This is a genomic window from Nonomuraea sp. NPDC051191 (assembly GCF_044455665.1).
Taxonomy (GTDB): domain Bacteria; phylum Actinomycetota; class Actinomycetes; order Streptosporangiales; family Streptosporangiaceae; genus Nonomuraea.
Genome location: NZ_JBITEZ010000013.1, coordinates 168,531 through 186,839 on the forward strand (window position 1 = coordinate 168,531; position 18,309 = coordinate 186,839).

General features: G+C 71.2%; 19 protein-coding genes. 10 read left to right on the top strand and 9 right to left on the bottom strand.

Going from position 1 to position 18,309, the window contains the following annotated elements:
• Window positions 1-45 precede the first annotated feature (45 nt).
• The 3 genes from dcd (at window position 46) to ACIA8R_RS34925 (ending at window position 2,485) form a co-directional block, all read left to right on the top strand.
• Entirely contained in the window at window positions 46-621 is a 576-nt protein-coding gene (gene dcd / locus ACIA8R_RS34915) for a dCTP deaminase (protein WP_357706156.1), read from the top strand.
• 236 nt (window positions 622-857) lie between these two features.
• Window positions 858-1,475, top strand: coding sequence for a DUF47 domain-containing protein (locus ACIA8R_RS34920; RefSeq protein WP_106243913.1), 618 nt, complete (start codon window positions 858-860; stop codon window positions 1,473-1,475).
• Window positions 1,476-1,480: 5 nt separating this feature from the next.
• On the top strand, window positions 1,481-2,485 hold the full coding sequence (locus ACIA8R_RS34925) for an inorganic phosphate transporter (protein ID WP_357706157.1): 1,005 nt from the start codon (window positions 1,481-1,483) through the stop codon (window positions 2,483-2,485).
• Window positions 2,486-2,511: 26 nt separating this feature from the next.
• Here ACIA8R_RS34925 and mshD read toward each other — a convergent pair whose 3' ends face one another.
• Window positions 2,512-3,420 (bottom strand): mycothiol synthase, encoded by a 909-nt coding sequence (gene mshD, locus ACIA8R_RS34930; RefSeq protein ID WP_397042142.1) that lies wholly within the window; start codon window positions 3,418-3,420, stop codon window positions 2,512-2,514.
• Between the two features lie 107 nt (window positions 3,421-3,527).
• Between mshD and ACIA8R_RS34935 the strand changes: the two genes are divergently transcribed.
• Entirely contained in the window at window positions 3,528-5,330 is a 1,803-nt protein-coding gene (locus ACIA8R_RS34935) for a bifunctional metallophosphatase/5'-nucleotidase (protein ID WP_364096184.1), read from the top strand.
• On the opposite strand, the gene ACIA8R_RS34940 is transcribed toward ACIA8R_RS34935, so the two are convergent.
• Together ACIA8R_RS34940 and ACIA8R_RS34945 are read right to left on the bottom strand one after the other, a co-directional pair.
• Window positions 5,323-5,676 carry a pyrophosphatase gene (locus ACIA8R_RS34940; protein WP_397042143.1) on the bottom strand — a complete coding sequence of 118 codons (354 nt, stop codon included), beginning with the start codon at window positions 5,674-5,676 and terminating at the stop codon, window positions 5,323-5,325. The genes ACIA8R_RS34935 and ACIA8R_RS34940 overlap by 8 nt on opposite strands.
• Window positions 5,677-5,715: 39 nt before the next feature.
• Complete coding sequence (locus ACIA8R_RS34945) at window positions 5,716-7,083, bottom strand: ATP-binding protein (RefSeq protein WP_364096178.1); 1,368 nt, start codon at window positions 7,081-7,083, stop codon at window positions 5,716-5,718.
• Window positions 7,084-7,377: 294 nt separating this feature from the next.
• On the opposite strand from ACIA8R_RS34945, the gene ACIA8R_RS34950 reads away from it, so the two are divergent.
• Entirely contained in the window at window positions 7,378-8,262 is an 885-nt protein-coding gene (locus ACIA8R_RS34950; RefSeq protein WP_397042144.1) for a cytochrome c oxidase assembly protein, read from the top strand.
• 8 nt (window positions 8,263-8,270) lie between these two features.
• Here ACIA8R_RS34950 and ACIA8R_RS34955 read toward each other — a convergent pair whose 3' ends face one another.
• Window positions 8,271-9,674 carry an MFS transporter gene (locus tag ACIA8R_RS34955; RefSeq protein ID WP_357706163.1) on the bottom strand — a complete coding sequence of 468 codons (1,404 nt, stop codon included), beginning with the start codon at window positions 9,672-9,674 and terminating at the stop codon, window positions 8,271-8,273.
• Window positions 9,675-9,787: 113 nt separating this feature from the next.
• On the opposite strand from ACIA8R_RS34955, the gene ACIA8R_RS34960 reads away from it, so the two are divergent.
• Together ACIA8R_RS34960 and ACIA8R_RS34965 are read left to right on the top strand one after the other, a co-directional pair.
• The gene (locus ACIA8R_RS34960) at window positions 9,788-11,182 is read left to right on the top strand and encodes a purine-cytosine permease family protein (protein ID WP_397042145.1); all 1,395 of its coding nucleotides are present in this window, start codon (window positions 9,788-9,790) and stop codon (window positions 11,180-11,182) included.
• Window positions 11,183-11,259: 77 nt separating this feature from the next.
• Window positions 11,260-11,742: a hypothetical protein gene (locus ACIA8R_RS34965; protein ID WP_397042146.1), complete on the top strand. Its 483-nt coding sequence runs from the start codon at window positions 11,260-11,262 to the stop codon at window positions 11,740-11,742.
• 13 nt (window positions 11,743-11,755) lie between these two features.
• Here the strand turns inward: ACIA8R_RS34965 and ACIA8R_RS34970 are convergent, their stop codons facing one another.
• The 3 genes from ACIA8R_RS34970 to ACIA8R_RS34980 all read right to left on the bottom strand — a co-directional run bounded on the left by ACIA8R_RS34970 (window position 11,756) and on the right by ACIA8R_RS34980 (window position 13,296).
• Window positions 11,756-12,037: a hypothetical protein gene (locus ACIA8R_RS34970; RefSeq protein WP_357706166.1), complete on the bottom strand. Its 282-nt coding sequence runs from the start codon at window positions 12,035-12,037 to the stop codon at window positions 11,756-11,758.
• A 36-nt stretch (window positions 12,038-12,073) separates the two neighbouring features.
• Window positions 12,074-12,466 carry a CoA-binding protein gene (locus tag ACIA8R_RS34975; protein ID WP_397042147.1) on the bottom strand — a complete coding sequence of 131 codons (393 nt, stop codon included), beginning with the start codon at window positions 12,464-12,466 and terminating at the stop codon, window positions 12,074-12,076.
• Between the two features lie 65 nt (window positions 12,467-12,531).
• Window positions 12,532-13,296, bottom strand: coding sequence for an SDR family oxidoreductase (locus ACIA8R_RS34980; protein WP_397042148.1), 765 nt, complete (start codon window positions 13,294-13,296; stop codon window positions 12,532-12,534).
• Window positions 13,297-13,374: 78 nt separating this feature from the next.
• Here ACIA8R_RS34980 and ACIA8R_RS34985 point away from each other — a divergent pair, with 78 nt between their 5' ends.
• The 3 genes from ACIA8R_RS34985 (at window position 13,375) to ACIA8R_RS34995 (ending at window position 16,811) form a co-directional block, all read left to right on the top strand.
• Window positions 13,375-14,211 carry a helix-turn-helix transcriptional regulator gene (locus ACIA8R_RS34985; protein ID WP_397042149.1) on the top strand — a complete coding sequence of 279 codons (837 nt, stop codon included), beginning with the start codon at window positions 13,375-13,377 and terminating at the stop codon, window positions 14,209-14,211.
• A gap of 33 nt (window positions 14,212-14,244) precedes the next feature.
• Complete coding sequence (locus tag ACIA8R_RS34990) at window positions 14,245-15,186, top strand: ATP-dependent DNA ligase (RefSeq protein WP_357706170.1); 942 nt, start codon at window positions 14,245-14,247, stop codon at window positions 15,184-15,186.
• Between the two features lie 122 nt (window positions 15,187-15,308).
• Window positions 15,309-16,811, top strand: a complete 1,503-nt coding sequence (locus ACIA8R_RS34995; protein WP_397042150.1) for a M28 family metallopeptidase — start codon at window positions 15,309-15,311, stop codon at window positions 16,809-16,811.
• Window positions 16,812-16,849: 38 nt separating this feature from the next.
• Here ACIA8R_RS34995 and ACIA8R_RS35000 read toward each other — a convergent pair whose 3' ends face one another.
• Complete coding sequence (locus ACIA8R_RS35000) at window positions 16,850-17,470, bottom strand: hypothetical protein (protein WP_397042151.1); 621 nt, start codon at window positions 17,468-17,470, stop codon at window positions 16,850-16,852.
• Window positions 17,467-18,231 carry a MerR family transcriptional regulator gene (locus ACIA8R_RS35005; protein WP_397042152.1) on the bottom strand — a complete coding sequence of 255 codons (765 nt, stop codon included), beginning with the start codon at window positions 18,229-18,231 and terminating at the stop codon, window positions 17,467-17,469. Before ACIA8R_RS35005 ends, ACIA8R_RS35000 begins: the two co-directional genes overlap by 4 nt.
• Window positions 18,232-18,309 lie beyond the last annotated feature (78 nt).

Sequence of the window (18,309 nt, forward strand, 5' to 3'; positions counted from 1 at the left end):
CCCAACGCCCCACCTTTTCCGGCCGGGACGGTAAGTTGGCTCACCGTGTTGCTATCTGACCGTGACATCCTTGCTGAGATCGACTCCGGCCGGCTCGCCCTGGACCCCTTCCAGCAGGACATGATCCAGCCGTCCAGCATCGACGTACGGCTCGACCGCTATTTCCGTGTCTTCGAAAACCACAAGTACCCTCATATCGACCCCTCCATCGAGCAGCCGGATCTCACGCGGATGGTCGAGCCGTCCGGTGACGAGCCGTTCATTCTGCATCCGGGGGAGTTCGTCCTGGCCTCCACCTACGAAGTGATCTCGCTTCCCGACGATCTGGCCTCGCGGCTGGAGGGGAAGAGTTCGCTCGGACGGCTCGGCCTGCTGACGCACTCGACCGCCGGCTTCATCGATCCGGGGTTCAGCGGGCACGTCACCCTGGAGCTGTCCAACGTGGCGACGTTGCCCATCAAGCTGTGGCCCGGGATGAAGATCGGGCAGTTGTGCGTGTTCCGGCTCAGCTCGCCCGCCGAGCACCCGTACGGGTCGGCCAAGTACGAGTCCCGCTATCAGGGTCAGCGGGGCCCCACGCCGTCCCGGTCGTTCCGGAACTTCCACCGGACGAAGATTTGAGTGAACAACAGGTGAACATTTAGGAAACGCCGTGGCGGGATCAGCCCTTCGTGCACCCGCCAACAGGCCATGTCAGCGGCCAGATTTCCCTGCAAAAAGCGGCCAAACTACTCCGGACCCCGGTGTCGCACAACATACGCAGGGTAGCCAGAAGGCGAAGAGAACATGAAGTTCGCATTTCGCCTGGTAACCCGTACCCTCTTCCACGGACCATCCCCGCACATCTGGAGAACGACGTGCGCCTGCGTCTCACGCCACGTGAGGACAGCTACTACGACCTGTTCGCCGACTCGGCGAACAACCTGGTCACGGCATCCCGTCTGCTGGTCGAGATCATCAGTGACGGATCGGACAGGGAAGCCCTGGCCGAGAAGATGCGCGCCTGCGAGCACGCCGGTGACGAACGCACCCATGCGATCATGAACCGGCTCAACGAGAGCTTCATCACTCCGTTCGACCGCGAGGACATCTACCGCCTCGCCTCCAACCTCGACGACGTGATGGACGCCATGGAGGCCGCCTCCGACCTCATCGTCCTCTACCAGATCGACCACCTCCCCAAAGACGTGGTCCGGCAGGTCGAGGTCCTGGAACGTGCCGCCGAGCTGACCGCCGAGGCGATGCCCCGGCTGCGTTCCATGAAGAACCTCAACGAGTACTGGATCGAGGTCAACCGCCTGGAGAACCAGGGTGACCAGGTCTACCGCAGGCTGCTGGCCAAGCTGTTCAGCGGCGAGTACGACGCCCTCACCGTCATGAAGATGAAGGAGGTCGTCGACGCCCTGGAGGAGGCCGCCGACGCCTTCGAGCACGTGGCCAACACCGTCGAGTCGATCGCGGTCAAGGAAAGCTAGGCCCAGTGGACCTCACGCTCGCCCTCGTCATCGGCGTGGTCGTCATCTCCCTGGCCTTCGACTACACCAACGGGTTCCACGACGCGGCGAACGCCATCGCGACCTCCGTCTCGACCCGGGCGCTCACTCCCAGGGCCGCACTGTTCATGGCCGCGGCGATGAACTTCATCGGCGCGCACCTGGGCACTCAGGTCGCCCAGACAGTCGGAAAAGGGATCATCGACGCTCCCAACGGTCCGCACGGCCTGGTCGTCGTGGCCGCGGCGCTCATCGGCGCGATCGCCTGGAACCTGATCACCTGGTACTTCGGGCTGCCCTCCTCCTCCAGCCACGCGCTGATCGGCGGTCTGGTGGGCTCCGCACTGGCCTCGGCCAGCGTGGTGCACTGGGACGGCGTCGTCGAGAAGGTCGTCATCCCGATGATCCTGTCGCCGCTGATCGGGTTCAGCCTCGCCGCGTTGATCATGATCGCAATTTATTGGATCTTCCGCAACAGCCAGCCGGGCAGGACCAACCGCGGCTTCCGCTACGCGCAGACCGTCTCGGCCGCCGCCATGGCGCTCGGGCACGGCCTGCAGGACGCGCAGAAGACGATGGGCGTCATCTTCCTCGCGCTGACGGTCGGCGGGTACGCCAGCCCCGGCGAGGGGATCCCGCAGTGGGTCATCCTGAGCGCCGCCGGTGCGATCTCGCTCGGCACGTACGCCGGTGGCTGGCGCATCATGCGCACGCTCGGCCGGCGGATCATCGCGCTCGACCCGCCCCAGGGGTTCGCCGCCGAGTCGGCCGCGGCCACCGTCCTGTACGGTGCCGCGATCGGGTTCGGCGCGCCGATCTCCACCACCCACACCATCACCACGGCGATCATGGGCGTCGGCGCGACCAAGCGGCTGAGCGCCGTGCGGTGGGGCGTGGCCGGCAACATCGTGACCGCCTGGGTGCTCACCATCCCGGCGGCGGCCCTCGTGGCGTCGCTGGCCTACGCGGTGCTCCACCTGATGGTGGAGTAGGGGCGGCCCGCCCGGCGCGGGCGGGGCTATCCGCCCGCGTACATCACGTCCACGTCCCGGCGGGCGAAGCCCAGGGACTCGTACAGCCTGATCGCCGCCGTGTTGGCCTCGTCCACGTAGAGCATCGCCTGGGCGAGGCCGCGCGAGCGCAGGTGGGTGAGGCCGGCCAGGGTGAGTGCCCGGCCCAGGCCGGTGCCCTGCTGGGAGGGGTCGACGCCCACGACGTAGACCTCGCCGAGCGGCTCGTGCCCGTGCTCGGACGAGCCGTGGATCTTGGTCCAGTGGAAGCCGGCGAGCCGGTCGCCGCGCATGGCCAGGAAGAAGCCCTCGGGGTCGAACCAGGGCTCGTGCTCGCGCCGGAGCAGGTCGTCGAGCGTCCAGGCGCCCTGCTCGGGGTGGTGGGCGAAGGCGGCGGCGTTCACCGTGAGCCACGCCTGCTCGTCCTGTCCAGGGACGAACGTGCGCAGTTCCACGCCTTCAGGAAGCGTGTAGGGCGACAGGGGGGCGAACAGCGAGCGGCGCATCTGCCACAGCGAGCGCACGCGCTCGAAGCCGAACGACGCGGCCAGCGCCCCGGCGCCCGCGTGGTCGCCGTGCGCCCACAGCCGCACCGTGCCGCCGGCCAGCTCCAGTACGGCCCGCAGCAGCCGCGTGCCGTGTCCCTGACGCCGGTGGGCGGGATGGACGACCAGTTCCGCGCTCGGCCCCTCGACCTCGTCGGTCAGGTCGACGTGCGCGTAGGCCACGGGCGTGCCGTCGCCGCTGTGCAGCAGCAGCGAGCGGGCACGGGGGTCGCCGCCGTAGCGGAGATGGAGCATCACGTGCTCGTTGAGCGGACGGACACCGTCCGCCTCGGTCGCCGCCTCGACGATGCCGAGAACCTGGGAGACCTCTTCGTCGTCGAGTCGTTCACAGATCTTCACGTCCGCACCCACACAAGGAACTCTAGGCGTACCAATGGCGAACAATGCCATTGGCTGTCCCGGTCAATCGTTACCTTTGCGACATTCGTTGCATAGGGAGACGTCGTAACGTCCCTGTCATGACGTCACGCACCCTCCTCCGGCTGTGCACGGCCGGTGTCGCGACCGCGGCCGGGATCGCCCTGGCCATGGCGCCCGCGGTCGCCGCGACCAGCGGCTCGGCCGGAAACGGCCACGGCGGGCCGACCGTCCCGGTCCGCCTGCTGAGCATCAACGACCTGCACGGCAACCTGGAACCCCCGTCCGGCTCCTCCAGCCGCGTCCTCGACCCGGACGGGCCGCTGGTCGACGCCGACGGCTCGCTGACCGGGCTCGCGGGCGGCAAGTACTCGATCGCCGGCGGCGCGTCGTACCTGGCGACGTACGTCAAGCAGGCGCGCACCGAGAACACGCTGGTCGTGGCGGCGGGCGACCTGATCGGCGCGTCCCCGCTGATCTCGGCCGCCTACCACGACGAGCCCACCCTGGAGGTGCTCGGCTCGCTCGGCCTCAGCGCGACCGCGGCCGGCAACCACGAGTTCGACGAGGGGTACGCCGAGCTGCAGCGTCTCATGAACGGCGGCTGCCACCCGGTGGACGGCTGCTCGCCCGCCGGCCAGTGGAAGGGCACGGACTTCGACTTCCTCGCCGCCAACGTCCTCAAGGAGGGCAGCGACCGGTACGCCCTGCCGCCGTTCTACGTCAAGAAGATCAACGGCGTGCAGGTGGGCTTCATCGGCCTGGTGACGGCGACCACGCCGACCATCGTCACCGCCGAGGGCATCAAGGGCCTGCGGTTCACCGAGGAGGTCGCCGCGGCGAACCGGGCCTCGGCCTACCTGGCGAGCAGGGGCGTCAAGGCGCAGGTCGTCCTCATGCACGAGGGTGACTCGATCACCCCGAACCAGAGCCCGGACGCCTGCTCGGTGAACACCGCCAACGCCGGCTCGCGCATCGCCCGGGAGCTGAACCCGCAGATCGACCTGGTCATCAGCGGCCACTCCCACCAGGCGTACGTCTGCAAGACCAAGGACCCGGCCGGCCAGGACCGCTTCTACACGCAGGGCTCGTCGTTCGGCCGCGTGCTGACCCAGATCGACCTGCGGGTCGACAAGCGCACCAAGGACGTGATCCGCTCCTCGGTCACCGCGGACAACAAGGTCGTCGCCCGTACGGTCACGCCGGACCCGCAGGTCGAGGCGCAGGTCCAGGCATGGCGGACGCGCAGCGCCGAGGTGGCAAACCGCAAGATCGGCACGATCACCGGTGACGTCACCAACGTCGTCAACAACACCTCGGCCGCGACCACCCGGCCGGAGACGCCTCTCGGCGACCTCATCGCCGACTCCCAGCTGGAGGCGGCCAAGGCGGGCGGCGCCGAGATCGCGCTGATGAACCCGGGCGGCATCCGCACCTCGCTGACGTACGCGCAGTCGGGGTCGGAGGGCGACGGCGTCGTCACCTACGGGGAGGCGTTCGCCGTCCAGCCGTTCAGCAACCTCGTGCAGGTGCGGACGTACACCGGCGCGCAGCTCAAGGCCCTGCTGGAGCAGCAGGTCTGGACGCCCAACCCGACGACGGGCGCGATCAACCACCGGATGTTGCAGGTGTCGTCGTCGCTGACCTACACCTTCGACACCACCAAGCCGGTGGGCTCGCGCGTGTCGGACGTCAAGCTCAACGGCACGCCCGTCACCGACACCCAGTCGATCAAGATCGCCGCGAACAACTTCCTGATGGGCGGCGGCGACGGCTTCTCGGTGTTCACGCAGAGCACGGACACCTGGAGCGGGCCGATCGACCTGGACGCGTTCACGGCGTACCTGACCGCGCACTCGCCGATCACCCCGTCGGCGGCCGACCGCATCACGCTCGTCAAGTGATCCCCGGGCCGGGGGTCCCGCCGCGCGGGGCCTCCGGCTCCTCCCACGACCGCACCAGCCACTTGCGCTCGACCTCCGCCGCCAGGTCCACGCCGTGGTGGCGGGCCATGAGCAGCACGTGACACAGCACGTCGGCCAGCTCCGCGCGGAAGCCGGCGTCGATCTCCTCCGGGGTCATCCCCCTGGTGCGCGCCTGACCGGCGCGCATGAGGTACGCCTGGGTCAGCTCGCCGACCTCCTCCTGGAGCTTGAGCAGGTACCAGGCGTCGTCGCGGACGATCCCGAGCAGCGCGGCGTAGCGGTCGGAGACGCGTTCGACGTCACGGCCCAGCCGCCGCAGATCCATCCGCCGAGTCTAGGCGGACGCCTCCGCCGAGGGGTGGTCTCAGCCGCGGTACAGCGGCAGGCAGGCGATGAGACGGGCGCCCGGCCCGTGGTCGGCGACCTTGAGGGTGCCGCCGTGCGAGGCGCAGATCTCGCGCGACAGCGGCAGGCCCAGCCCGCTGCCGCCCTTCTCCTTCCGGCGGGCGGCCTCAAGCCGGGTGAACCGTTCGAAGACGCGCTCGCGGTCGGCCGGCGGGATGCCGTCGCCGTCGTCGGTGACCGAGATGCAGACGTCGTCCCCCTCCACCCAGACCTTGAGGTCGATCCGGGAGGCCGCGTGCCGGGTGGCGTTGTCCAGCAGGTTGGTCAGCAGCCGGTCGAGCTGGACGGGGGAGCCGAGCACGGGGGCCTGGGCGCACATGTCCACGACGATGGGGATCGGGCCGCCCTCGCGGCGGCGTACCTGCTCCTCGGCCAGGCGGCACACGTCGACGACGCGGCGGTCGGGGATGGCGCCGGCGTCCAGGCGGGCCAGCAGGAGCAGCTCGTCGATGATCCCGGTGAGGCGTTCGGCGGCGGCCAGGGCGCGGGCGCCGGTGGCGGGCCAGTCGGTCTCGTCGGGGTAGGAGTTGGCGACCTCCAGCTGGGTGCGCAGGGCGGAGATGGGGCTGCGCAGCTCGTGGGAGGCGTCGGCGACGAAGCGGCGCTGGGTCTCGGCGGAGCGTTCGAGGCGGTCGAGGGTGTGGTTGGTGGTGGCGGCCAGGTCGGTGATCTCGTCGCCGGTGTCGGGGACGGGGACGCGCCTGCTGAGGTCGCGGCCGGTGATCTCGGCGAGCTCGGCGCGGATGCGTTCCACCGGGCGCAGCGCGGAGGCGACCACGACCCAGGTGATGCCGGCGACGATCACCAGGGTCAGGGGCGTGCCGAGGAACACCATGGCGTTCAGCCAGGACAGCGCCCGGTTGACGTCGCTGAGCGAGGAGGCGCCGTACACGGTGACCGGTGCGCCTTCGGGGGTGCGCACCTGGAGCGCCATGATCAGGTATTGGGCCTCCTTCTCGTCCCTGAGGCCGGTGAGCGTGCTCTCGGCGCTGTAGAGGGTCTCCGGCTTCTCCACCCGCATGCCCGACAGCCGCTGGCCGTGGTGCAGCCCGGGGCTGGTGGCGAGGACGTGTCCGTTGGCGTCGATCACCTGCAGGAGCTGCACGCGGGCCGGGGCCTCCAGTGTCGGGGGGAGTTGCCCGGCGCGCGCCTCGCTGGCGACCCTGCGGACGGCCAGCTCCACCCGGGTCTCCACGAGCCCGTGCAGGTTGTCCGGCCCGAGGGTGAGGGCGAGCGTGCCCATGACGGCCAGGACCACCGCCGCCACCAATGTCGCGAGTGTGGTCAGGCGTCCCCGGATCGAGCGGGGAAAGAGCCTTGTCGCCATCCCCTTAGACCTACCCATAGGGACCCGGACGGGGAAAACGGCGGATCGAGATTCGGTAAGCGGCCCGCAAAGAGGGGTGTCCCGCCGGGCCGGCCCGGCGTCCCGCTCGAATAGTGGCTCACGTGGGAGGCGCCGGAGCGCGACAGCGGATCGCCCCGCCGGGGGCGCTCCAGGCCATCCACCACGTCCGCGCCGGAGCCGGTCAGGGCTGGTGGGACGCGGGCTCCTCATCCTGGGCACGCCGCCGGTCCTCGGCGGGCGGCCGCCGCGACGCATGGGCAAGGTGATCGATCTGTGCCGCACCACCACCATCTGAGCGCGGCCTGGGCCGCTCCGGCGCTCGTCGTGCTGGTCACGTACGTGGTGCTGGCCGGGCGGACGACGTGGAGCCGCCGGCGTACCGCGAGCTTCGTCACCGGCTGCGCGCTGGTGACCGTGGCGTTCACCGATCCCGTGGCCTCGCTGGCCGCGGCCGACTTCCGCGGCCGCATGCTGCAACACGTGCTGATCGGCCTGCTCGCGCCCCCGGTCCTGGTCATGGGGGCGCCGGTCACGCTGCTGCTGCGTTCGCTGACGGCCGCGCGAGCCCGCCGGGTGACCTGGGCGCTGCGCGGGCCCGCCGCGCACCTGCTGGCCAACCTGGGGACGGCGCTGGCCCTGAGCGCCGGCGGCATGGCGGCCCTGTACTGCACGCCCCTGTACGGGCTCGTCCCCGCCCCGCTGGCGCACGCGTACTTCCTGCCGGCCGGTTGCCTGTTCGCCTGGGTCGTCGCCGGGCCGGACCCCGCGCCGCGCCGCCCGCCGATGCCCGTACGGCTGGCCGCGCTCGCGATGTCGATCGCCGTGCCCGTGGCCCTGTCCCGGATCATGGACGCCGGCCGGCTGAGTCTGCCGGTGCCGTCCGACCAGCTCAGGGGCGCGGCGGAGATCCTCCACCACGGCGGCGACGCGGCGGGCCTGCTGCTCGCCCTCGCCCTGGCGACGTCCTGGCTGCGACGGCGCGCTCCTGAGAACGTCGAGGTCGAGTCGTCGGCCACGGGGCTCACCGTCCGGGTGCCGGGGACGCCAGAGCCCGTCCGGCGGGCCGTCCCCGACCGCGAGCCCGTGAGGGCGCGCGGCCCGCTCACCCCCTCCGAGTACGGCGACGACCTGGACGAACCCGACCCCGCCGACCTGTAGCCGTCCGGTCAGCGGGCGGCGCGGGAACGGAGGAGGTCGTAGAGCGCGGCGGCCAGGGCCATGAGCACGAACCCCAGCACCACCAGCAGGCCGTGCCGGAAGGCCGTCGGCCAGCCCTGCGGCAGCGAGCCGAAGAACGCCGAGCCCGCCGCCGCGATGCCGATCGCCGAGCCGAGCCGCTGGCCGGTCTGCAGCACCCCGGCGGCGCTGCCGCCGCCCTCGGGCGGCACCTCCGACAGCGTGATCGCCTGGTTGGGCGAGATCACCAGGCCGCTGCCGATGCCCGCGACCAGCAGCGGCAGCGCGGTCGCCGCCCCCACGCCGGTCCCCGGCACCAGCAGGGTGGCCACCATGGTCCCCAGCAGGCCCGCGATCACCGTCCCGAGCCCCACCGCGACCAGCTTCCTGCCCGCCCGCCCGACGAGCCTGCCGCCGACCACCGACGACCCGGCGGACCCGAGCGCGAAGGGCGTGATCGACAGGCCGGCCAGCAGCGCGCTGTAGCCCTCGCCGCTCTGCAGGTACAGGGTGAAGGCGAAGAAGATCCCGGTGAACCCGGCGAAGTAGAACAGGGCGATGGCCGACCCGAGGCTGTAGGAGCGCCGGGAGAACAGCGCCAGGTTCACCAGCGGCTCTCTGGGATACAGCCGTTCCCAGAGCACGAACCCGGCCAGCACCAGTAGCGCGGCCGGCACGAGCAGCCACTTGGCCTCGCCCTTCCACTGGTGCTGCTGGATGAACGGCAGCAGCAGGGTCGCCACGCCCACGCCGAGCAGCAGCACGCCGACCGGGTCCATGCTCTCCCGCCGCCCGGTCCGCACCGGCCCGGGTGCGGGCGCGGGCAGCCACTTCCAGGCCAGCGGCAGCAGCGCGATTCCGATGGGCAGGTTGACCAGGAACACCCACCGCCAGCCCTGCTCGGCCCCGAACCCGGTGACCAGCGCGCCGCCGATCAGCGGCCCGGCGGCGGTGGACACGCCGATGGTCGCGCCGAGCGCGCCGAAGGCCCGTCCGCGTTCGTGGCCCAGGAACATCTGCTGGATCAGCCCGGACACCTGCGGGTTCAGCGTCCCGGCGGCCATGCCCTGCACGAGCCTGGCCGCGATCAGCACCGGCATGCTCCAGGCGAACCCGCAGGCCGCGCTGGCCGCCGTGAACAGCACCACACCCCACATGAAGAGCGCCCTGCGGCTTCTGGCGTCGCCCATCCGCCCGGCCGGGACCAGCAGCAGGCCGAACGTGAGCGCGTAGCCCGACAGCGTCCACTGCAGCCCGTCGTCGGAGGCGTGCAGGCCCGAGCGGATCGAGGGCAGGGCCACGTTGACGATGCTCACGTCCAGGCCCGACATGAACGCCGCCACCAGGCACACGCCCAGCGCCCGCCGGCGCGTGTCGGAACCGGATGCCTGCATCGCGACCTCTCTGCGGGAAAGCGGCCGCGATCAGGATTCCCCCCAGGGTGGGAAATATCGTCCATGGCGGACAATGATTTCTTTGCCGGGTCCACGTGAAGGAGCAAGTGATCATGGACACGATGGCCGTGGAGCGGAACGGCATCAACGCCGTCCCCGACGGTGAGCGGCACGGTAAGCCGTCCGATCTCTTCTGGCCCTGGGCGGGGGCGAACCTGTCCCTGTTCGGGGTGGCGTTCGGGGTGTACGTGGTCGGGCTGGGCCTCGGCGTCATCCCCGCCGTCGTGACCGGTGCCGTCGGGTACGCCTTATCGTTCCTGCTGGTCGGCCTGGTCGCCGTCGCGGGCAGCCGGTCCGGCGTGCCGACGATGACGCTGGGCCGGGCGCCCTTCGGGTACCAGGGCAACAAGCTGCCCGCGCTGCTGTCGTACGTCTCGAACGTGGGCTGGGAGATCGTGCTCGTCACGCTCTCGGCGCAGAGCGGCGCGGCCATCCTGCGGCGCGTGGCGCCCGGCATCCCCGAGACGACCGCCACCGCCGGCTGCTTCGCCGTCTCCGCGCTGGTCGTGATCGCCGTCGGCGTGTACGGCCACGCCATGATCATGGTCGTCCAGCGTTACCTGACGTACGCGTTCGTCGTGCTGACCGTCGTCTACATGATCCTCATGGCCCCCAAGCTGGGCGCCTCGCTGGAGACGACGGCGGGCCCCGGCGGCTGGCTGGGCGGCGTCATCCTGGCCATGACGCTGCTCGGCCTGGGCTGGGTCAACTGCGGCGCCGACTACTCCCGCTACCTGCCCGCCGGTTCCCGGCCCAGGTCTGTGGCCCTGTGGACGACGCTCGGCGGCGCGCTGCCGCCGATGGTGCTGCTGGTGTTCGGCGTGCTGCTGGCCGGCGGCGACCCGAAGCTGGCCGAGGCGGCGGGCGGCGACCCGGTGGGCGCGCTGGCCGCGGCGCTGCCGACCTGGTTCCTGCTGCCGTACCTGCTGACCGCGATCGGCGGCTTCCTGGCCGGGGCGATCATGGACATCTACTCGTCCGGGCTGTCGATGCTGGCGCTCGGCGTGCCGGTCAGGCGGCATCTGGCGGTGCTGATCGACGGCGCCCTCATGGTGCTCGGCGGCTACTACCTGCTGTTCGTCTCGGACAACTTCTTCGGCACCTTCCAGGCGTTCCTGGCGATCATCGGCGTCGTGATGGCCGCCTGGGTGGCGATCTTCCTGGTGGACATGTGGCGGCTGCGGGACGGCGGCCGGGCCTACGACGAACGGCTGCTGCGTCCGGGCGCGCCCGCGCTCAACCCGGCCGGGCTGGTCTCCCTGGTGGTGGCCTCGGTCGTGGGCGTCGGCCTGATCACGTCCGCGGACGAGCACATCGCGGCGGTCGTCGGGTTCCTGATGAGCGACGAGCTGAGGAGCAGCACGTTCGGGGCGGCCAACATCGGCGTGGTGATCGCGCTGGTCGTGGCGGGGGCGCTCTACTTCGTCCTCACCCTGCGCCGCCGCTGACCTTCTCAGGACAGGGAAGCTTCCATTACTGTTGGTGAGCAGTTATGGACTTTCCGTGGTTGTCTTCCGTATTGCGGTTGCTCAGATGGTCCGTCCACGGCACCTTCTGGGCGCTGCTGGCGACCGCCCTGACGGACGTGCTGGGCGAGGGGCGGTCGGCCGAGGCCGCCGGCGGCGTGCTGCTCGGCGTGCTCTACGGCGTCGGCCAGCTGCTCGAAGGCGCCCCGCCGCACTTCGCCGGCGCGGCGCGGCCGGTGCTCGGGCGGGTGTGGCTGGGGCTGGTGACCGCGTGCTGGGCCGTCCTGGCGGTGGCGGCGGTGCCGTTCGTGTGGACGGCGTTCCCGCTGGTGTTCGCCTACCTGCGGCTGCTGCCGCTATGGGCGGGCACGTTCGGCGTCACGGTGCTGACGTCGGCGGCGATCATGGCGGCGGAATGGCACGCGGCCGAGCTGTCGGCGGCGCTCGTCGTGGGGCCCGCCGCGGGCACGGCGATGGTCACGCTGCTGGCCCTGGCCTACCAGGCGCTGTCCGCCGAGAGCATCCGGCCGCCGGCCGGATGAGGCCGGTGCGAGGTCAGTTGGGGTCGGGCCGGCGCCAGGTCTCGAACGGCGCGGGGGAGTTCATGCGGTCCTTGAACTCCCGGGCCCTGGTCAGGCAGTCGGGGCAGACGGGCTCGGGCACCGACCGGGCCAGCGCCTCCGGCGTCGGCTCGCGCCGGGTGCCCAGCACCGTCCGGTCCGGAGGCAGGCCGGTCTCAGGGTCGATGGTCATCATGGTGACGTTCGCCGCGGTGTAGGGGAACGTGCGCTTGCATGCGAAGCAGGTGCCGATCGTGGTGATGTGGTCGTCTTCCATGAATCCGCCCTCCTTTCACCGCACCGTACCTCGCGGTCAGGGATTGCGGCGCAACGCCCACTCGACCGCGGGGCAGCGGTCCATCACGACGTCGAGCCCGGCGTCGAGGGCGCGCTGCGCGGCCGCCTCGTCGATCACGCCGAGGGGCAGCCAGACGGCGCCCGCGCCGGCCGCGATGGCCTCGTCCACGACCTGGCCGGCGAACTCCGAACGCCGGTAGATCGCCACCACGTCGGGCTTGACCGGCACCTCGGCCAGCGACGTGTAGCCCGGCTCGCCCAGGACCGGCCTGCCCCCGGGGTGCACCGGGATGATCTTCTTGCCGCGCGCCTGGATGCGCTGGGCCTGGTCGTAGGCCGTGCGCCCCGGGGCGTCGCTCAGCCCCACGAACACCCACGTCCCCGCATCGTGTAGCAGGTGCCTGATCACGCGCTGATCCGCGAAACGATCGTCCATGCCGGTGTCAACACGCCGGGCGCGTGCGGGCTTCCCGGTTATGCCTGGGCGGTCGGCAGCACGACCATCTGGCGCAGGTTGACGTGCCGGGCCCGGCTGACCGTGTAGCCGATCAGGTCGGCGATCTCCTCGGCGGTCAGCGGGGTGAACGCCTCGAACATCCCGGCCAGCTGCGCGCCCAGCTCGGCGTTGTCGATGTGGTCGCCGAGCTCGGTCGCGGTCAGGCCGGGTTCGAGGTTGGTCACGCGTACGCCCCTCGGCCCGAACTCCGGGCGCAGCGAGGCCGACAGGTGGGTCAGCGCGGCCTTGGTCGCGCCGTAGACGGCGTAGTTCGGGAACGTGACGTGCGCGCCGATCGAGGAGATGTTCACCAGGTCGGCCGTACGGCCCGCGTCGGCGGCGGCCAGCAGGTCGGCCGTGAACGCGCCGGTGACGCGGAGCACGCCGGTGACGTTGGTCTCCAGCATGCGCGTCCACTCGTCGAGGCGGCCGTCCTCGACGGGGTTCGGCAGCATCACGCCGGCGGCGTTGACGACCAGGTCGGGACGGCCCAGCCCGGTGTGGACGACCTCCACGGCGGCGGCCACGCTCACGTCGTCGGTGACGTCCACGGTGACGGGCAGCGCGGTGCCGCCGTCAGCGTCGATCTTGGCCGCCAGCTCGGCCAGCCGGTCGGCGCGGCGGGCGAGCAGGGCCACCTTGACGCCGTTGGCGGCCAGGAGGCGGGCCGTGGCCTCGCCCATGCCGCTGGCGGCCCCGGTCACGACGGCGATGCGGCCCGAGAGGTTCTCGTAGTTCGTCATGGCTCTCACCCTGGCCGAGCCGGACGGACTTACCCAGCGCACGGCTTTTCCTGGTAAAGCCAGTACTACCCTGAAGCGGTGGAAGGTGATTTGGGGCAGTTTCTCCGTTCTCGTCGGGCCCGGATCCAGCCGGAGGACGCCGGGCTGCCCGCGTCGGGTCGGCGGCGGGTCAGCGGCCTGCGGCGCGAGGAGGTCGCGCTGCTCGCGGGCGTGAGCGTCGACTACTACATCCGCCTGGAGCAGGAACGGGTCCAGAACGTCTCCGACTCCGTGCTCGACGCCGTCGCCCGCGTCCTGCGCATGGACGACACCGAACGCGCCCACCTGCGCGACCTGCTCCGCCCCGCCAGGCACGTCAGCCGGCCGGTCCTGCGGCCCGGACTGAACAGGCTGCTGGACCTGGCCGACGGCATGCCCGCCTTCGTCCTCGGGCCCCGGATGGACGTGCTGGCCTGGAACGCGCTGGCCGACCGCGTCAGCGGCTTCGCCGGCGTCCCGGACGGCCGGCGCAACCAGCTCCTCCAGGTGTTCCTGGCGCCGCACACGCGCACCCTCTACCGCGACTGGCCCGAGGTGGCCGCCGAGACGGTCGCCTACCTGCGGCTGTACGCCGGCCGTCACCCCGAGGACCCGCTGCTGGCCGGGCTGGTCGCGGAGCTGTCGGCCGCCCCCGACTTCGTCCGTCTGTGGGCCGCGCACGGGGTCGCCGAGAAGACGTACGGGACCAAACGCCTGCGCCACCCCGAGCTGGGCGAGCTGGACTTCGAGTACGAGACCCTGGCCGTGCCCGGCCAGCCCGACCTGGTGATCGTCATGTACACCGCCGACCCGGAGTCGGAGACCGGCCGCACGGTCGCCCGACTACGCCAGGAGATCGGCTCCTCACGGGAACTCGCCCGGTCCGGCCGTGGTTGACCCGGGCGCGGGCCAGTGGGCATCGTGGGGCGGGTGACCGCCGATGACGTCGCTCTGACCAACCTCGACCAGCCGCTGTTCGACGGGTCGGGCGCCACCAAGCGCGACCTGGTCGACTACCTCGACGCGGTCGCCGGCCGCATCGTCCCCGCGCTGCGCGGGCGGGCGTTGTCGGTGCTGCGGGTGCGGCCCGGCCAGGAACCGTTCATGCAGAAGAACCTGCCCAAATACGCCCCTTCCTGGATCAGGACGGTCACCGTCTGGGCCGAGGCGTCCCGCAGGCAGATCTCCTACGCGCTCTGCGACGACCGGCGCACCCTGCTCTGGTTCGCCAACCAGCGAGCCGTCGAGTACCACCCGGCGCTGTTCCTGGACGGCCGTCCCACCCACATGATCCTCGACCTCGACCCGCCCGAGGGCAGCGACTCCTTCCCGCTCGCCGTACGCGCCGCCCACCTGGTCCGCCAGGCGCTCGACGACGCCGGGCTGGCGGGCGCGGTCAAGACCAGCGGGGCCAAAGGGGTGCACGTGTTCGTCCCCGTCCCGCCGGGCACGGCCGTGGACGACCTGGCCGCCGCCACCCGGGCCCTGGCCGCCCGCGCCGAGCGGCTCGACCCGGCGCTGGCCACGACGGCGTTCATCAGGGAGGACCGCGCGGGCAAGGTGTTCGTCGACTCCACCAGGGCCGGTGGCGCGACGGTCGTGTCGGCCTACAGCCCGCGGGTGCGGCCGGGCGTGCCGGTGTCGTTCCCGGTCGCGTGGGACGAGCTCGACCGGGTCGCGCCCGCCGACTTCACCATCCACAACGCGGCCGGGCTGCTCGGCGACCGCGATCCGTGGGCCGAGCTCATGCCGGAGCCGCGTGAGCTGCCCGCCGACCTGGTCGCGGAGGGGCACACGATCCCGGTGGCCCGCGTCCAGGCGATGCACGAGGGCAAGCGTCGCGCCCGCGCCCGGCGAGCAGAGTCACCGTAGTGTCCGGATATTGACGCATTGGCGTAGGCCGATAGACCTTCTCAGGGGTGCGTCGGCGGGTTACTTTCCGAATCATTGCGGCTCGGGGGATTTCTCCGCATCTCACTCCTAGGGGAGCCTGCATGCGCAGAATCATCATCGCGTTGGTCACCGCTCTCGCCTTACCCGTCGCCATGGCGGTACCGGCGAGCGCGGGCCCGCTCGACGACGTCTTCGCCAAACTGCTGGTGAAGCAGGTCAAGGGCGAGAACGTGCGGAAACACCTGGAAGCGCTCCAATCCATCGCCAACGCCAACGGCGGCACCCGCGCCGCCGGCACGCCCGGCTACAACGCCTCCCGCGACTACGTGGCGGGCAAGCTGCGCAAGGCCGGTTACAAGGTCACGCTCCAGCCGATCAACTTCGTCCAGAGCTGGACCGAGAACAGCCCGCCCACGCTGAACCGGACCGCGCCGGACGCCAAGTCGTACGCGCCCAACGAGGACTTCTACTCCTTCCAGCCCTCACCCGCCGGTGACGTGACCGCACAGGTCCAGGGCGTGGACCTGATCCTGCCCCCGACCCCGACGCCCACCTCGACCAGCGGCTGCGAGGAGTCGGACTTCGCCGGGTTCGTCGCCGGGCGCATCGCGCTCATCCAGCGCGGCACCTGCGCGTTCGCCCAGAAGATCCGTAACGCGGGACGGGCCGGCGCGTCCGGGATCATCGTGTTCAACGAGGGCCAGCCGGGCCGGACCGACGCCTTCCCGCTGGACATCGGCGAGTGGCGGGCGAACGTGCCCATGGTCTTCGCCGACTTCGCCGTCGGCAACGAGCTGGCCACCGGCACGCCGACCGTACGGCTCAAGGTCGACGCCAACCTCGTCCTGGGCACCAACGACAACGTGATCGCCGAGTCCCGGTTCGGCGACCCGCGCAACGTCGTCATGATCGGCGGGCACCTCGACAGCGTGACCGCCGGGCCGGGCATCAACGACAACGGCTCGGGCAGCGCGACCATCCTTGAGGTGGCCGAGGAGATGGCGCTGTTCCCGGTCAAGAACAAGGTGCGCTTCGCGTTCTGGGCGGCTGAGGAGATCGGCCTGCTCGGCTCCGACCAGTACGTCGAGTCGCTGTCCCAGGCCCAGCGCGACAAGATCCGGGTCTACCTGAACTTCGACATGGTCGCCTCGCCCAACTACGCGTACAAGCTGTACGACGGCGACGACTCCGACGGCCAGGGCTCGCCGGCCGGCCCGCCCGGATCGGCGCAGATCGAGCGGCAGCTCGCCGACTTCTACACCTCCCGCCACCTGCCCACCGTGGGCACCGACTTCGACGGACGCTCCGACTACGGGCCGTTCATCGCGGTCGGCATCCCCGCGGGCGGGATCTTCACCGGCGCCGAGGGCATCAAGACGGCGGAGGAGGCCGCGCTGTTCGGCGGCGTCGCCGGACAGCCCTACGACGCCTGCTACCACCAGGCGTGCGACACGCTCACCAACATCAACACGACCGCGCTCGACGTGGACGCCGACGCGGTGGCCGACTCCACGGCCAGGTTCGCCTTCAACCTGAGCGGCATCCCGCCGCGGACCGCCGCCGCGAAGAGCAAGGCCGCTGTCACCTCACAGTCGGCAAGCTGATCCGGTGATCCCGGGCGGGCCCGTCCGTCCGGGATCGCTCACGTGGCGGAGTGCGTGGCGGAGTGCGTGGGGGAGCGCAGGGCGGCCAGCAGGGCGGCGGGGTCGTCGGCGAAGAAGCGGATCGAAGTGACCTCGGCCCGCTTTCCGAGCGGCCGCACCGCGACGACCGGCTCGCTCAGCTCCACCGTCACGTTCGTCCTGGACGCGACCGCGACGCCCAGCCGCCCGCCGTCCACGCTGATCAGGCCGGTCTCGTTGTAGCTCTGCGCGGTCCGGACGGAGGCGATGAGGTCGCGGGGCACGCGGAGATCGAAGTAGGCGGCGTACCGGACGCGCAGCTCGTCCTCGGTGACCACGTGGGGCCTGGTGACGGAGGCGGCGGCCATGAAGACGACGAACAGCAGGCTGTACAGGTCGCCGACCAGCACCGGCACGCGGATCGCCGCCGGTACGTCGTTCACCACCAGCAGCAGGTCCACGACCGCCGTCTCGACGACCATCGCGAACATGAACAGGCCCAGGGTGAACGCCTGCTCCTTGGCGTACGACACGGCGGTCGCCCCCGCCGGGACGCCATGCCGCCGCCTGGCCAGCCACAGGGCCACGCTGGTCAGCCCCACCAGCTCGAACCTGAGGACCGCGCGCACCACGCCCATCATCCCGCCCCCTCCTTGGACCCGATCTCCGTCAGTTCGGTGAACAGCAGCCGGAGCACCTCCGCCTGAGCGGGCGACAGCTCCTCGGTCATCGCCTCCATCCAGGACAGGTCGGCCCCGGGCCCGGACGGCACCATCGCGGCCAGCTGGTCGGGGATGTGGGCGGCCATGTCCTCGGCGAGCGGCCCGACCCGCTCGTCCCCGGCCTCCGCGTCGGCCAGCTCGTCGAGCCGCCGGTACAGCTCGCGCCCGGCGGCGAGCGCGCCCGGCTCGGTCATCGGGCGCATCAGCTCGGCCAGCCCTGTCTGGCCCTGCTCGTCGGACAACATGGTGGCCAGGGTCAGCAGCTCGTGGTCGAACGTCCCGAAGGCCGACCCGTCGCCGCCCAGGTCACGCAGCACGGCCGCCGCGTCGGGGGACATCATCGACTCCGGGCTCAGGTCGGGCTGGGCCAGCAGTGCCGCCAGCCGGGCCCGCCGCGCCGCGATGGCCTCCTGCTGCCTGGCCAGGTCGGCGTCCAGCTCCTGCAACGCCTCCCGGAAGTCCACGCCCCGCTCGTCGGCCAGCGCGTCCCGCAACTCCTCCAGCGACAGCCCGAGCCCGGCCAGATGCCGCACCCGCGCCAGCCGTACGGCGTCGCGCAGCCGGTACTCGCGATAGCCGTTGGGAAGCCGTTCAGGCTCGGGCAGGATTCCCAGGTGGTGGTAGTAGCGCACGGTACGGGTCGAAACCCCGACCAGCGCGGCCAATTCGCCGATCCGCATGCCCTCATTGAACAGTTTGACGCCGCGTCAAGGTCAAGCCGTTGGGGTTCCGGCTCTCTGGCTGGTCGGAAGGGGCTT

Excerpts from the sequence above, each read along its gene's own strand:
- ACIA8R_RS34935 (WP_364096184.1), top strand. The coding sequence starts at position 3,528 with ATGACGTCACGCACCCTCCTCCGGCTGTGCACGGCCGGTGTCGCGACC.
- ACIA8R_RS34940 (WP_397042143.1), bottom strand. The coding sequence starts at position 5,676 with ATGGATCTGCGGCGGCTGGGCCGTGACGTCGAACGCGTCTCCGACCGC.
- ACIA8R_RS34945 (WP_364096178.1), bottom strand. The coding sequence starts at position 7,083 with ATGGCGACAAGGCTCTTTCCCCGCTCGATCCGGGGACGCCTGACCACA.
- ACIA8R_RS34955 (WP_357706163.1), bottom strand. The coding sequence starts at position 9,674 with ATGCAGGCATCCGGTTCCGACACGCGCCGGCGGGCGCTGGGCGTGTGC.
- ACIA8R_RS34960 (WP_397042145.1), top strand. The coding sequence starts at position 9,788 with ATGGACACGATGGCCGTGGAGCGGAACGGCATCAACGCCGTCCCCGAC.
- ACIA8R_RS34970 (WP_357706166.1), bottom strand. The coding sequence starts at position 12,037 with ATGGAAGACGACCACATCACCACGATCGGCACCTGCTTCGCATGCAAG.
- ACIA8R_RS34980 (WP_397042148.1), bottom strand. The coding sequence starts at position 13,296 with ATGACGAACTACGAGAACCTCTCGGGCCGCATCGCCGTCGTGACCGGG.
- ACIA8R_RS34995 (WP_397042150.1), top strand. The coding sequence starts at position 15,309 with ATGCGCAGAATCATCATCGCGTTGGTCACCGCTCTCGCCTTACCCGTC.
- ACIA8R_RS35000 (WP_397042151.1), bottom strand. The coding sequence starts at position 17,470 with ATGATGGGCGTGGTGCGCGCGGTCCTCAGGTTCGAGCTGGTGGGGCTG.
- ACIA8R_RS35005 (WP_397042152.1), bottom strand. The coding sequence starts at position 18,231 with ATGCGGATCGGCGAATTGGCCGCGCTGGTCGGGGTTTCGACCCGTACC.